Below are 13,270 nucleotides of genomic sequence, written 5' to 3'. Positions count from 1 at the left end.
TTGATTATTTAACTAATTATTTAGGGGCGATTTATAGGTAGAACAACTGTAAAAGTAGTTTTGCCGGGAACGGATTCAACTTCTATTTTACCGTGATGTTTGTCAACTATTTTTCTGACTATATCGAGACCCAGACCGCTGCCTTCTCCGGGGGGTTTTGTGGTAAAGAAGGGAGCGAATATTTTGGGCATGACTTCGGTTGGAATTCCTGCACCGCTATCCGTAACGCCGACTTTGATATTGTTGCCTTCCTGAAGGATTTCTAGAGCTAATGTGCCTTGATTGTCCATCGCTTGCAGGGCGTTGTGAATCAGATTTGTCCATACTTGATTTAGTTGGTCTACATAGCACATTATGGGCGGTATTGTTTGGAAATTGCGGATAACTTCTACGCCGTATTTGAAGTTATTTTGATACAGGGTGAGTACGGTTTCTATGCCTTGAGTTATATTAGATTCAACCATCGTTTCTGATGAGTCGTAACGGGCATAGGTTTTCAGGGCAAAGACGACTTTAGAAGCGCGATCGGCTGCGGTATTGATTATTTGGGTTCCTCGCTGAATTTCTGAGAGTTTGTAAGCTATTTCTAAGATGCGATCGCGATCGACCTTTTGCAGCAGAGACAGAAAGTCGTCAGCCTCGTAAATGCCCATATCCACCAATGTATCCGCGATATTATCTGCTTCGTCAATGTCTTCGCCTTCGAGTTGACGAATCAAAGTCCGCTTTAACTTCCTTTCTTCTCTAGCTGTTAAAGTCATATCTTTTTGTAGCGAGCGATACATTAATTGACTAAAGTTTTCAGATTCTGCGGGGGAAAGCGACTGAAACAGTGAGGGCAAATTAGTGATAGTTTGACCCAAAAAATTAATCATATTTCCCGCACTCGATCGAATTGCACCCAACGGAGTATTCAATTCGTGAGCAACTCCGGCGACTAATTGACCTAAAGCTGCCATTTTTTCCGATTGAATCAGCTCTTCCTGAGTGGTTTGCAGGTTGTCCAATGCTGTTTTGAGTTCTTGGGTTCTTTCCGCGACTTGGATTTCGAGAGTGCGGTTGTATTCCGCTACCAATTTTTCGGCTTGTTTGCGTTGAGTGATATCGGCAAAAGCTGCGATCGCATAACTCACCTTTCCTTTATCATCATAGATGGGCGTGCCCCAAACCTCGATCGGAATAATCCTGTCAGGCTGGCGAATTTCCATATCATCAACATTAACACTAGCCCCTTTAAAAGCATTAATAATTGGATCTTTTTCGGCTGGATAAATTTCGTTGCTACCTGTCAGATGAATTTTATAAATTTCGCGAAGTTCCTCCGAAGTATTAGCGACTATACCTTTCCCTAATAAATCCTGAGCGCGAGAATTAACATAGTAAAGTTTGCCGCTAGACTCGGCGACAAATATCCCCACCGGAACGGCTTCTAAAATTTGGTTGAGCCGACTTTCACTCTCAGACAATTCGGCATTCAAAGCTTGCATTTCTGTGAAAGATACTTGCAGTTGCGCCGCCATACTATTAAATGAGTTGGCAAGTTCTCCGACTTCATCATCGCGATTAATTGTGACACTTTTGCCCCATTCACCTTTAGCAATATTTTTGGCAGCCTCGTTCAAAGATAAAATCGGTTTTGTTACCCACCTTGCCGTAACAACGCCGACAATTATAGCGACGATCAAAGCAGCAGCACACAACAAAATAGTTGCGGTAGTGTTGGCATTAATTTGTGCCATGAAATCCGCTTCGGGAACAACCACCACAATCAACCAATCCAATCCTTTGTCATCTTGCCAAGGTAGAACTTGTAAAAATTGTTTATTACCCTGAACATCAAATTCTAGTGACTGCGAACTTTTCAGAGATTGGAATTCGTTAAAATTGGTTGCTAAATATTGAGCAGTGGTTTTGGTGAAAGTATTGTTACTATCAATTGCTTTAACTCGTTCAGCGCCGTAGTCTTTTTTCACGGTATGAAACGGTTTTTCTCCTGTCGAAGTTGCGACCAGCATTCCCGATCGCTCTATAATAAAAACTTGTCCGGTTTTGCCGATTTTTAAGCTTTCCAAAAACTTGCCAATGGTGGACAAATTAATATTAGTTAATAGTACGCCTTGCAATTTGCCTTGTTTGTCGTAGAAAGGCATAGATGCGCCAAGATAAGCAGTAATGCCGGCCGTATTGGGATAAATCTGACTCCAGGTGGGTTTGCCAGCAGCTACCGCAGCTTTGTACCACGGGCGAGTGCGCGGGTCGAAATTAGTTTTGTTGTTTAAAAATTGGGCGATTTCACCGGATTCATTGGTAGTATATGTGCGAAAATCATAGTTACTTGCTGCTGTCGATATTCTCAAAGTCAGCGAGCCGTTGTCGAGCCTTTCTGCCCCCAAGTTGTCTTTTTGTTCTAACCCTAAACCCGTAAAAGTGAGCGTGTCAAATATCTGAAGCTGCCGCCAAAAATGACGTTGTAAAATAGGTAAATCTTCCAGGTTCAGGGTGCCGAGTTCGATCGCCGCAGCATTGATCTGGTTGACCTGATGGGGTACAGTCAGGTAAGTACCAAGATTTTGTTGGACGCGGCTGCCTACTTCTGCCATTAGTCGATCGGCAATTTCGTTGACTGCCTTCTGTCCATTTTTAAACGAGAGATATCCTACCAGTCCCACCGCCGCGAAGAGTTGCAAGACGAAGGGAACTATCAGAACTGTTCGCAAGGTTCGGGAGCGAGCAGTTTTTGTGGCTTTGGGGCCAGTAGATCGGGTTGGGTTCACAACGTTGGTGCTTGTTTTGCGTAGAAACCGGATTGACGATCGTAAGTTTTGTCTCTGTTATGGACTGTTATCAAAGTCTGCTGATTTTTGAGATGCTACCTATGAACTGCTAGCAGGCTGCATAACTCTACAATATTTTTACGATCGAATTAATAAAATAAAAACGCCTGCTTTTGATTGTACAGCAAAATAGAGGTAATGTCGCGATCGCTGGGGCATTTATTGCACTTTTTAACTCAGAGTGCGTGGTGTGCAAGCTTCGCCCTCGGCGCTAATTCGATCGCGGGCGAGAAATTCATAGCAGAAGGCAGGGGGTTGCTCGATTGGGCGCGAAAAACAAATAAGCAAGAAAATCCCGAAGCTTTTTAGGTGCTAGTTTTTGTGAATTGCATATTTAGCCTTTCGTACCGTAAGTCAGCAACGCCGGAATCTTCTCCCTATCCTTCGAGGAATTAACAGCATCTGGGAAGGGAATGACAAATTTTTGTTCGCAAGAATTGAGTGCAAATGCAGGTAGTTTTGCACTCAATAAAAGTAGGAATTCTTGATTCTTGACAGTCGTATTTCAACAGTTGACTGCAAACAGCTTGCCTGTTGAGAGTTACCCCGTACTCGATCGCGAGGAGATGGCCTGCGAGGGAAATTAATTTTTCCTTGCACACTACAAGGAGGAGGCTTGAAACCCATTTCTTGTGGTAAAATATTGCTTGACAACTGAGCATCCGCCGGCTAAAAATTAAATTTATTGTATTTTTTTTTGAATCTTGGGGCGAGCAATCTCTGTTCTTTTTTCCTGGGATGTCAAATCTCCCGATCGCACTCAAACCCGAATTTTTCACCTTTTGTCACACAACTCGCTGGACTTAAGTATATATTCGGCTCGCTGGTGGTCGATCGCACGGAAAATATGCACTACGATAATTGCCCTACACATACAAATAAGGACACAAAAATGTTGTGTCCCTACGTTATATTTGACTGCAACTTGGAGCCCTACAACTAATTTAAACAATCAACCAAATCGATAGCCGAATCCCCGTACTGTAATGATGTAGTCCGGTTGACTAGGATCGATTTCCAACTTTTCGCGCAGCCAGCGGATGTGAACATCAACTGTTTTGCTATCTCCGATAAAATCTTGACCCCAAATTTTTTCCAGCAACCGATCGCGAGACCACACTCGCCGCGGATTACTCATAAATAGTTCTAGTAAGCGAAACTGTTTAGGAGAAAATTTCACTTCAATGCCGCGAACCAATACGCGGCATTCTTCAGGATAAAGAGTTATGCTCTTATATTGCAGCATTACCGGCTGCGACAACTGACCGAGGCGTTGGCGACGCATCAGCGCTCGACAACGGGCGATAAATTCCCGCATTCCAAAAGGCTTGGTGAGATAATCATCTGATCCGGCTTCTAGATAAAAAGCGCAATTGTTGGCACTTCCTCTAGCACCGATAATCAAAATAGGTACGGGATTTCCTTGATGCCGTAACATTCGACACAGATCCAAACCGTTGATTGAATCCATAATTAATAGGTTAAAGGCAAATTCACCGTGGTATGACGAGGAAGCCTGCACAGAAGGCAGAGCGTTGCGCCCGTCGCTAGTAACCACCACCTCATAGCCCTGTTCTTTCAGGGCTAAAGCTAGCATTTCCCGCAACAGGTCTTCACCTTCCAATAACAGGATACGGCCGGCTTGTCCAACAGCCAACCTTGAAGGACATTCGCTTAATTCAGCAGAAGACATAAATATCAGTGGGAGTTGTGTTTGTATGTGGCTAGCCGGAGGTGCGTTCTTCAGTAGCTGAGGCACTCTCGCGCTGCGATCGCTTTGTATTAACGATCGACTATTCAATCACTTATCATCTTTCGCCAGTCCATCCGACAGACATACGCTCGACTGTTTTTACTTGTTCGTGCAAGAAATATAGTCGTTGAGCAGTTGCGATAGCTGCGCTGTCTTCCTCAGTCCAGGCGTTAGAAGCCTGGTCATTGTTAGGGGTCGGTATTACTTTGTAAAACATTGCCCACTTTAAATTGACCAGGTTACACCCAATTTACTGGGAGATGGGTTTATCGTACAGGCAAAAGGTTATCAAAAGGTAAAGTTTTAGTAAATAAACGGTTAATTTATTAAAGCTGAGTAATGTTGTTCTTAAATTTCAACCGAACCCTACATTTTTAGTTGAAGATACAATCTCGATCGCATTTATGCTCGGAAACCTGATTGCTCTAAAAATATTGGGGAAAAGTCAGGATAAATCTGGGCATCAATCGAGTTTTTGAGGAATCGTGCGTCTTGGGTTGAACGCGATCGCCGATCGCGCTACAACTGACTCAGGCCCGCTACGATCGACAATAGTAAGTAAAAATTCTGTAGACTGCCTATAATGTTGCTGCATTTAACTACCTGGCCCGAAGTAGAAGCTTATTTAGAGAGCTCGCGAGGCATAATTATCCCGATCGGCTCCACCGAACAACACGGGCCCACCGGCTTAATCGGAACTGACGCGATTGCTGCTGGTGCGATCGCCCAGAGTGTCGGCGCAGCAGCGAATGCCTTAGTCGGCCCGACAATTAATGTAGGCATGGCCCTGCATCACACGAGCTTTCCCGGTAGCATCAGCCTCCGACCGCAGACGCTGATATTAGTAATTAGGGATTATATCACATCTTTGGCAAAAGCCGGATTTGAGAAATATTTTTTCATCAACGGTCACGGTGGCAACATTGCCACGATGAAAGCAGCATTTTCCGAGACTTACGCGCATTTGTCGGACTTGAATTTACCAAATGCCGATCGCATCCAGTGTCAAATTGGCAACTGGTTCATGTGCGGTTCAGTCTACAAACTAGCCAAAGAATTGTACGGAAACCAAGAAGGTTCCCACGCCACCCCCAGCGAAATCGCCTTAACTCAGTACCTTTATCCAGAAGCAATCAAGCAAGCACCGCTTTCGGAAGAAGTTGCATCCGGGCACAAAATTTATAGTGCTACAGACTTCCGCCGCCGATTTCCCGACGGGAGAATGGGTTCAAATCCAGCCTTAGCAACTCCCGAACACGGCCAGCAATTTCACGAATTAGCAGTCAAAGAATTAACTAATAATTATTTGGAGTTTTTGAACTCGGATTAACGTTTTTGCCTGAAAATCTTGATAAATCGCGTTTTGATCCGAGGCCAGATCCCCCTAAATCCCCCTTAAGAAGGGGGACTTTGAGATGAATCCTGTCCTTCTTCTTAAGGGAGACTTTGACAACTCCCTTGTCTTTCCCCTTTCTTAAGGGGACTTTGACAATTCTCTTGTCCCCCCCTTCCTAAGGGGGACTAGGGGGGATCTAGGCCTAACTATCAAACAGTAGATCCGTACTACTAAGACGTTAAGTTAACAAGATTTCTAAGCAGCGACTTCAGCTTCAGCTTCAGCTTCAGGTGCATCTGGGACATCTTGCTTGATCGTCAAATAGCGAATCACTTCTTCGCTCAGACGCATCGCGCGTTCCATAGGAAAAATTGCAGCGCCCGGAGCTGTATAGTTCATTTGAACGTATACTCCGTCGCGGTGCTTGCCGATTTCGTAAGCCAAGCGACGCTTGCCGCGGTGCTGAGTTTCGATATTTTCAGCACCTTGATCGCGCAAAATGGTTTGATATTTCGCGATCGCCTGGTCAGTCATTTCTTCACCCAAATCTGGGCGCAGAATGTACATTGTTTCGTAAATAAACGGTTTCATGGCAATAATCCCTTATGGACAAACAAGGCTTCTCACGAAGCAAGGACTTATTATCATATCCCAACTATGAACAATCTCAAAACTAAAAAATCAAATTCCCTAAACAGCCGTCCCTCGCGGTGGAGCACGCTGTGGACATACAGTATCATGGGGGCGATCGCACTTTTAATGCTCTTCCCCTTGCTGTGGCTGCTCAGCACATCCCTGAAATCCCCCAGCGAAAACATCTTCCAATATCCCCCGCAACTGTGGCCGCAACAGCCAACCCTCGAAAACTTCATTAAAGTCTGGCAAACCAACCCCTTCGGCCGCTACCTGTTCAACAGCAGCCTGATTGCAGGCCTCACAGTCAGCATCAACGTTTTATTTTGCGCCCTCGCCGCATACCCCTTAGCCAGACTCAACTTTCGCGGTCGCGAAGCCATCTTAATTACGATCGTTTCCACAATCATGATTCCCTTCCAAATAGTCATGATTCCGCTGTACATATTGACAGTACAACTAGGATTAAAAAATAGCTATTTAGGCGTAATATTTCCCGGACTAGCCTCAGCCTTCGGCATATTTTTATTGCGGCAAGCATTCCTAGCAGTTCCCAAAGAACTAGAAGAAGCCGCCCGCATTGATGGCTGCACAGAATTAGGCATTTGGTGGCACGTCATGATTCCGGCAATTAAGCCAGCTTTAGTGACTTTAGGAATTTTCGTATTTATCGGTTCTTGGAGTGACTTTTTGTGGCCGCTTCTAGTTTTAGACAGGCCGGAATATTACACATTACCGTTAGGTGTCGCGAATTTAGCCGGGACATTTTCTTTGGATTGGCGTTTGGTGGCCGCGGGTTCGATTATTTCGATCATTCCTGTTTTAGGACTGTTTTTGCTCTTGCAAAAATACATTGTGCCCACAGAAGCGGCCGCCGGAGTGAAAGGATAAAATCAATCTAACATCAGGATAAACCCAAAATTCATCTGCGTTTATCCGCGTACCCTTCGGGAAGGCGAAGCGCCTACATCTGCGGTTTTAAAACTCTTAAACTCAACACTTACCTAAAGTAGCCAAGGTTATTTGCCATGTACGAACTCCCAGAAATCCGCTGGATTGTTAACCGCGCTGCTGTCATAGATGCGATCGTAGCATTCGCAAATGCGATCGACGCCAAGGACTGGGACAAATTGCGATCGCACCTAGCCGACGAAATAGATATCGACTATTCAGACTTCAGGAGTGAAACTCCCAGACGAGTAACCGCAGAAGCATACATAAAACAGCGGGTAGAGGGACTTGCCGGTTTGCAAACGCTGCACGTCAGCACGAATCAAGAAGTAACTCTTAACAACGATACCGCCAAATGCCAATCGGCATACCAAATTTATCGACTTGACCCCACTCGCAAATTGGGAGAGAATCGACTGGATACAGCAGGAAACTATTTTCATTCCTTGATTCAAACAGACGGACATTGGTTAATCGACGGAATCAAGCAAACTGTCGTGATTTTGAGTGGCAATCCTCAAGTTCACGGTGCCCTGCGTGGTACATCTTAAAAGCGATTGCCTCTCAATAAAATCTTTAACTCTTTAACTCTAGGAATTATCTCATGTGGTAAAATACCCCATTTGAATATAAGTCCCAAATTTTAACTAGCAACTTATCTCTACCTCGGAGTAAAAACGGCACTAGGATAAGCAATCCGCTTGTGATTGAACTGTTCCCAAACCCGCACAAAAATCTCTGCAATTAGAGACATATCCTCCCGCGTCAAACCCGAATCAATCAACTGATTATCCTGCCAACGAGCTCGCAAAATCTTATTAACCATATTCAAAGCTTCCTCGTGAGTAGCATCCTTGAGCGATCGCAAAGCAGCCTCACAAGAATCCGCCAACATCAGAATCCCCGTTTCCCGCGACTGCGGAATCGGCCCGTCATAGCGAAAATCTTCCTCCCTCACTTCCCGACTTTCGATTGTTGACTTTAAATTACCCGCATCTGGCAAAGCAATCTTTAAATCTTCTGCTTCTTTTGCAGCAATTTGCTGCGCTTGGTGGTAAAAATAAGCAATTAACATTGTGCCTTGATGTTCAGGAATAAACGCCTGAATTGCCTTCGGCAATCGATGCTTCCGCGCCATCACCAAGCCCTCGCTAACGTGCTTTTTAATAATCTCAGCGCTCGCCCAAGGGTCATTAATTTCATCGTGTTTGTTACCCCCGCCCATTTGATTTTCACAAAATCCGAGCGGGTCGTGCATTTTTCCAATATCGTGGTATAGTGTCCCAGCTCTGACCAGCTCAACATTGCAGCCGAGTTCCCGGGCCGCAGCCTCTGCCAAACTTGCCACAAACAGCGTGTGCTGAAAAGTCCCCGGAGTCTCGGCAGCCAATTTCTTCAACAGCGGCCGGTTGGGATTGGCAAGTTCCGCCAGCCGGATCGGCGTAATCAAGTCAAAAACGTGTTCCAAATAAGGGCTGATGCCGATCGCCACAACACTCCAAGCCAAGCCGGCCAAACTTTGCGCGCCCACCGTACCGAGCACGACGTACCAAATCGCACCAGCAGCAGCGCTGGCAATCAAAGTCCCCACCAGATAGACGCTGCCCTGAGTCAAGCCGACAGCCACGCCCAACAGAGCCAACTCCTCGCGCGATCGCAACCTTCCGGCCATAAAAGCGCCCAGCAATCCCCCCGCCGCGCTAGCTACCAAATGAATCAACTCTACACCCAAGCCAATGGGTAGCAGTGCCGACAGCAGCCCCACCACAGTCACTCCCACCGCCGAACCGTAGAAGCCGCCTGCTAAAATGCCGATCGCGGGCAAACTCGTCCAAGGCAGCCCCAAACTCACCAGCACCGGCGCGCTCAAAGTCAGCAGCAGCAATAGCAAATGATCTCTGCGGCGCAAGCGGTAGTGCCTTTCCACCAACAGTACGATCGCAATTGCCCCTGCGACTAAACAAACAAACCCCGCCAGCCCCAACCAATTCACCCCCCGCCGGCTCAAACCAAAATAGTCCAGCAACACGAAATCTTGCTGCGAGATATCTTTTCCTTGTGCAACAATTATCTCGCCCTGCTGTACTGCGATCATCACCGGTTGCACCTTTTGCGCCGCTAATTCAGCTAGCTGTTTGGTTTCCTCGCGATCTCTCACCAGATTTGGCTGCAAAATCGCTGTTAAACCCTCCACCGCCAAACCTTGGGACTCTAACGGCACTTCATCAGCCACTTGCAGCTTCACAGCTTCTTTCAAAATCTCTTTTGGCAATCCCTGCAGGATACCTTGAGCCACCATCCTTTTTGCCGCGCGATTCATGCCTGTTTGGGTTTTCTGCCAAGCTGCATCCGACAAATCAAACAGCGAAGTATCGTAAATCTGGGGGAACCCGGAAACCAACGGTTTTTCCAGCGCCTCCACAGCATTGAGATAGCTGCGGCGAGCAGAGGAAATACTGTCTGTCAGGCTTTGAAACTCTTCCGCCCGGACCGATCGGCTGTAAGCTTGCAATTGAGCGATAGCATCCTGCTGAGACTTGTTCTCCGTCGGCCCAGCAACTGCGGGAGAATCCAAACTCAAGCGATCGGAAGTTTGACTTTTTTCCTTAGCTTGCGCCAAAATAGATCGCCACTCCCACTCGGGACAGCCTCGCAAGTAAACCTGTGCAGCAAGTGAGAGCGCCGAGGATTTCGCAAACGGAAACGGCCCTACCGCCTCCCGTAGATCGCTCCCCTGCTGCAAAAATTGTTGCAATTCTTGATAAATTTGTCGATTGACCGCAGGATCTAGCATTAATATCGCTACAGCCCCGATCCGCGCTGCTTTCCGCTGTTCTTCAGTAGTTTTGTAATCCGGGACGCTAGCAGTATCAGGAGCCTTAATCGTCTGAGGAGCTTTCGTCCCCACATCCAGTTTCGGCTGGTTGTAGAAGCGGTGCCCCAAAGTGCTGCTGAGGGAAACTACCGCCACCAGCGCCAACATAGGGGAACGAGCTTGATTTTTGAGGCTTGATTTGGAGGTTTTACTTGTAAATTTAGTAGTAAAAGCCTCGGGAAGAATCCATTTCGGGCGCGACAAACGGCTCAGGAGAGGCCCGCCAGCGCGATCGGTATCTGCTTTGCTGCTGCCATTTTGCACTTTAGCAATGTGTTGGCGCAGTGAGCGCGCAGCCCCTAGCTGCTCAATCTGCCGCATCAATGAGGAGAGCGTATTCATTTGTGTCGAAGATATATCACTGTTATCCAGCAGCTTTGTCAGAATTCCTGACTATGCATCTTGATTGATTTTATCCGAACTAACCTGGCTGAATATTCAACCTTGTCTATCTTGAACAGAACTCGCGCGCGATCGCTAAAAACCTTGTTTATCCGTAGATTTTTCGTTTCCCAACCCCATATTCTCGTTTAAACCTGGCTTGTTGGGGCAGGCGCGTCCGATTTAATTTTTCACATTTAATTTTTCACTTTTTAATTTTTAATTGTCGCTCTCCTTCCACTTTCGCTTTTGACTTGTTAATGGCTACTTGCTAATTTCTGGTTTCCCCTTACCGTTAAAAGCTCCAAACTTTATATTTTACGAGGTCTAATGACATAAGGTGCAGCCACCGATCGGGCTAGCGCTGCGGAATCCAGTCCGGTATCGGGCTTGTAAACTCCCGCCCAAACAGCAAACAGGTTATTTGCTAACTCTACAATTTTTGCATCGCTGCCAGTTCCCCAGAGCGAGGGTTCTCGGCCCTCGGCTAGCTGCTGGGATTTAACCTCAGCCAAAGATACCTGTCGCCATTCTACAGGAATCCCCGCAACGCCGTTATAGGCTCCAGACAAAGCTCCCGTCAAAGCGCAGGTTATTTGTCCAGTTATGCCACAGCGGGCAGCACGCACCACTGACAAGCGCAAGTCTTCTGGGGTGTTCAAAAAGCAGTAGAAAGCTAAGGCAATGGGAATCAAATTTTCTGGGTTGACAATTGACTCGGTTTGTAATTTTTTTTCACCTTCGCCCTGTCTTTCTCGCAAAGCTGTCGCGCTTTTGCACAGATGAGTGGCGGCTGTTTCTAAATCGGCTCCTTTTTCTAGTAGTATTTGCACTTGCAGCAGCAGTTCTGTTAAGGCATTATCTGTTTTCAGGTAGGCAATTGTTTGTTCGATCGCTGTTGCGGGGTCAAGTCTTTGTTTGAGCGATCGGGCGATCGCATATCCGATAGCTAAAACGGCTGTTTGCAATTCTGCCTTATTTTCGTTGGGCAAAACATCTGTCGCCAGCATGATTTTTTCTCGCAGCTTAGCCTTATTTTCGTGAAAAAACATCGCGCACGGCAGCGCAGCAACCGCAACTTCACAAGGGTTAAGCAGGCTTTGAAACTCTGTGTTTTGCGAATGGTAGATTTCCGACTTGGCGAATACTTCCCAAGTATCGCCCCAATCTTTGAAATCTAAACCGTTACACCGAATTAAACTTTGAGCGGACGCCACTGCAAGTCTCCCGCATTTGGAGTGTTTGCTAGTTAGGATTTTGCTGCTGGCAGAATTCAACGCCAATTTTGCCCCACTCAGGGTCAATTGTTGGTGTTTCGTCAGTTGTAAAATCGGCTGCAAGTCTTCTGTTCGGCGAGGGATACCCGCCAGTTCCCTCTGGTATTGCAGGCCTATAGAGTCTCCTAAAACTGCCCCCAGGATGGTTCCTTGAAACTTGCTCAACAGGGAATGCCGCATTTGAATTTAACTTAAGTTGTTAGTCATTAGTCATTAGTCATTAGTCATTAGTCATTAGTCATTAGTCATTGGTCATTAGTCATTGGTCATTAGTCATTGGTCATTTTTTTGCTGTGTTATTACCCATTAAGCTGTTGTTGCATTTAAATTGTGTGTCAATAATCAATCAAACTCTTGTGGGCATTTGCTCCGAGCATCGCGCAGAATATGCAATTAAAATGCGCAACAGCTTACCAATTACCCATTACCAATTACCCATTACCAATTACCCATTACCAATTACCCATTACCAATTCTTGTGATGAATTTGAATTAAACCCAAACATATAAGGGCTGGTTTTCCATCTAAAACCGGCCCTCATCCGATCGCTAGAATCGGTAAATTTTTAATTTTTCATCAAGTGACTAACGAGAGCTTGCAGCCCCAGCCGATAACTCTCCGAGCCAAAACCGCTGATTTGCCCGATCGCCACTGGTGCAATATACGAGTGGTGTCGAAAAGCTTCCCGGCGGTAAATATTGCTCAGATGAACTTCCACCGCAGGGATATTCACCGCAGCGATCGCGTCTCTAATTGCCACACTCGTATGAGTATAAGCTCCAGCATTAATCAATAAACCTTGGTGCTGCCCCAACATCGAATGAATAGCATCCACCAAAACCCCTTCGTGATTCGACTGCTGAATAGAGACTTGCACCTGGAGAGCTTGCGCTTCTCGTTCTAGCAACTCGTTGATATCCTTTAAAGTCGCAGAACCATATACTCCAGGTTCTCGCTGACCCAATAGATTCAGATTAGGGCCATGAAGTACCAGGATATTTAACAATTTTTTAAATTCCAGCGCCACAAAACTTTGAGTTTTGACTTGAATTCGATCGCCAACATCAAATCTCAAACCCAGTCTCAACTATCGGCGATGCCTAGGTTGGTTAACTGGAATAGGAATCGGTTGCAGTTCCGGTTGAGCTTCGGGACTCAGAAGTCCTTCTATCAACTTGCGAACCCATTTTTCAATTTGTTCCAGCACCTTTTCAATGTTTTCCATTGAA

General features: G+C 46.1%; 12 protein-coding genes. 4 read left to right on the top strand and 8 right to left on the bottom strand.

Going from position 1 to position 13,270, the window contains the following annotated elements; translation table 11 throughout:
- Positions 1-20: 20 nt before the first annotated feature.
- Positions 21-2,774, bottom strand: a complete 2,754-nt coding sequence (locus tag QUB66_RS11345) for an ATP-binding protein (protein ID WP_332967774.1) — start codon at positions 2,772-2,774, stop codon at positions 21-23.
- 177 nt (positions 2,775-2,951) lie between these two features.
- Here QUB66_RS11345 and QUB66_RS11340 point away from each other — a divergent pair, with 177 nt between their 5' ends.
- Positions 2,952-3,143 carry a hypothetical protein gene (locus tag QUB66_RS11340; RefSeq protein ID WP_332967775.1) on the top strand — a complete coding sequence of 64 codons (192 nt, stop codon included), beginning with the start codon at positions 2,952-2,954 and terminating at the stop codon, positions 3,141-3,143.
- A 643-nt stretch (positions 3,144-3,786) separates the two neighbouring features.
- Here QUB66_RS11340 and QUB66_RS11335 read toward each other — a convergent pair.
- Positions 3,787-4,527, bottom strand: coding sequence for a response regulator transcription factor (locus QUB66_RS11335; protein WP_332967777.1), 741 nt, complete (start codon positions 4,525-4,527; stop codon positions 3,787-3,789).
- 523 nt (positions 4,528-5,050) lie between these two features.
- A complete protein-coding gene (locus tag QUB66_RS11330; protein WP_265234429.1) occupies positions 5,051-5,182 on the bottom strand; it encodes a hypothetical protein in 132 nt (43 codons plus the stop codon).
- Here QUB66_RS11330 and QUB66_RS11325 point away from each other — a divergent pair.
- Positions 5,171-5,917 (top strand): creatininase family protein, encoded by a 747-nt coding sequence (locus tag QUB66_RS11325; RefSeq protein WP_265234430.1) that lies wholly within the window; start codon positions 5,171-5,173, stop codon positions 5,915-5,917. The genes QUB66_RS11330 and QUB66_RS11325 overlap by 12 nt on opposite strands.
- A 261-nt stretch (positions 5,918-6,178) precedes the next feature.
- Here the strand turns inward: QUB66_RS11325 and rpsF are convergent, their stop codons facing one another.
- A complete protein-coding gene (gene rpsF, locus QUB66_RS11320) occupies positions 6,179-6,514 on the bottom strand; it encodes a 30S ribosomal protein S6 (protein ID WP_265234432.1) in 336 nt (111 codons plus the stop codon).
- 66 nt (positions 6,515-6,580) lie between these two features.
- Here rpsF and QUB66_RS11315 point away from each other — a divergent pair, with 66 nt between their 5' ends.
- Together QUB66_RS11315 and QUB66_RS11310 are read left to right on the top strand one after the other, a co-directional pair.
- On the top strand, positions 6,581-7,447 hold the full coding sequence (locus QUB66_RS11315; RefSeq protein ID WP_265234433.1) for a carbohydrate ABC transporter permease: 867 nt from the start codon (positions 6,581-6,583) through the stop codon (positions 7,445-7,447).
- Between the two features lie 137 nt (positions 7,448-7,584).
- Positions 7,585-8,058: a nuclear transport factor 2 family protein gene (locus QUB66_RS11310; protein ID WP_265234434.1), complete on the top strand. Its 474-nt coding sequence runs from the start codon at positions 7,585-7,587 to the stop codon at positions 8,056-8,058.
- Between the two features lie 110 nt (positions 8,059-8,168).
- Here the strand turns inward: QUB66_RS11310 and QUB66_RS11305 are convergent, their stop codons facing one another.
- The 4 genes from QUB66_RS11305 to QUB66_RS11290 form a co-directional block, all read right to left on the bottom strand.
- The gene (locus tag QUB66_RS11305) at positions 8,169-10,724 is read right to left on the bottom strand and encodes an HD family phosphohydrolase (protein WP_332967778.1); all 2,556 of its coding nucleotides are present in this window, start codon (positions 10,722-10,724) and stop codon (positions 8,169-8,171) included.
- Between the two features lie 350 nt (positions 10,725-11,074).
- Positions 11,075-12,220 carry an ADP-ribosylglycohydrolase family protein gene (locus QUB66_RS11300; RefSeq protein ID WP_332967779.1) on the bottom strand — a complete coding sequence of 382 codons (1,146 nt, stop codon included), beginning with the start codon at positions 12,218-12,220 and terminating at the stop codon, positions 11,075-11,077.
- Between the two features lie 386 nt (positions 12,221-12,606).
- Entirely contained in the window at positions 12,607-13,047 is a 441-nt protein-coding gene (gene aroQ / locus QUB66_RS11295; RefSeq protein WP_265234459.1) for a type II 3-dehydroquinate dehydratase, read from the bottom strand.
- An 81-nt stretch (positions 13,048-13,128) separates the two neighbouring features.
- The gene (locus tag QUB66_RS11290; protein WP_265234438.1) at positions 13,129-13,266 is read right to left on the bottom strand and encodes a hypothetical protein; all 138 of its coding nucleotides are present in this window, start codon (positions 13,264-13,266) and stop codon (positions 13,129-13,131) included.
- Positions 13,267-13,270 lie beyond the last annotated feature (4 nt).

The organism is Microcoleus sp. A2-C3 (assembly GCF_036706065.1).
Lineage (GTDB): Bacteria > Cyanobacteriota > Cyanobacteriia > Cyanobacteriales > Microcoleaceae > Microcoleus.
Note: the sequence above shows the minus strand (reverse complement) of the source record. Positions and strands in the feature narration are given on the sequence as shown.

Bases quoted from the DNA above. Each gene is read 5' to 3' on its own strand.
- QUB66_RS11335 (WP_332967777.1), bottom strand. From the start codon at position 4,527: ATGTCTTCTGCTGAATTAAGCGAATGTCCTTCAAGGTTGGCTGTTGGA.
- QUB66_RS11325 (WP_265234430.1), top strand. From the start codon at position 5,171: ATGTTGCTGCATTTAACTACCTGGCCCGAAGTAGAAGCTTATTTAGAG.
- QUB66_RS11330 (WP_265234429.1), bottom strand. From the start codon at position 5,182: ATGCAGCAACATTATAGGCAGTCTACAGAATTTTTACTTACTATTGTC.
- rpsF (WP_265234432.1), bottom strand. From the start codon at position 6,514: ATGAAACCGTTTATTTACGAAACAATGTACATTCTGCGCCCAGATTTG.
- QUB66_RS11315 (WP_265234433.1), top strand. From the start codon at position 6,581: ATGAACAATCTCAAAACTAAAAAATCAAATTCCCTAAACAGCCGTCCC.
- QUB66_RS11310 (WP_265234434.1), top strand. From the start codon at position 7,585: ATGTACGAACTCCCAGAAATCCGCTGGATTGTTAACCGCGCTGCTGTC.
- QUB66_RS11305 (WP_332967778.1), bottom strand. From the start codon at position 10,724: ATGAATACGCTCTCCTCATTGATGCGGCAGATTGAGCAGCTAGGGGCT.
- QUB66_RS11300 (WP_332967779.1), bottom strand. From the start codon at position 12,220: ATGCGGCATTCCCTGTTGAGCAAGTTTCAAGGAACCATCCTGGGGGCA.
- QUB66_RS11290 (WP_265234438.1), bottom strand. From the start codon at position 13,266: ATGGAAAACATTGAAAAGGTGCTGGAACAAATTGAAAAATGGGTTCGC.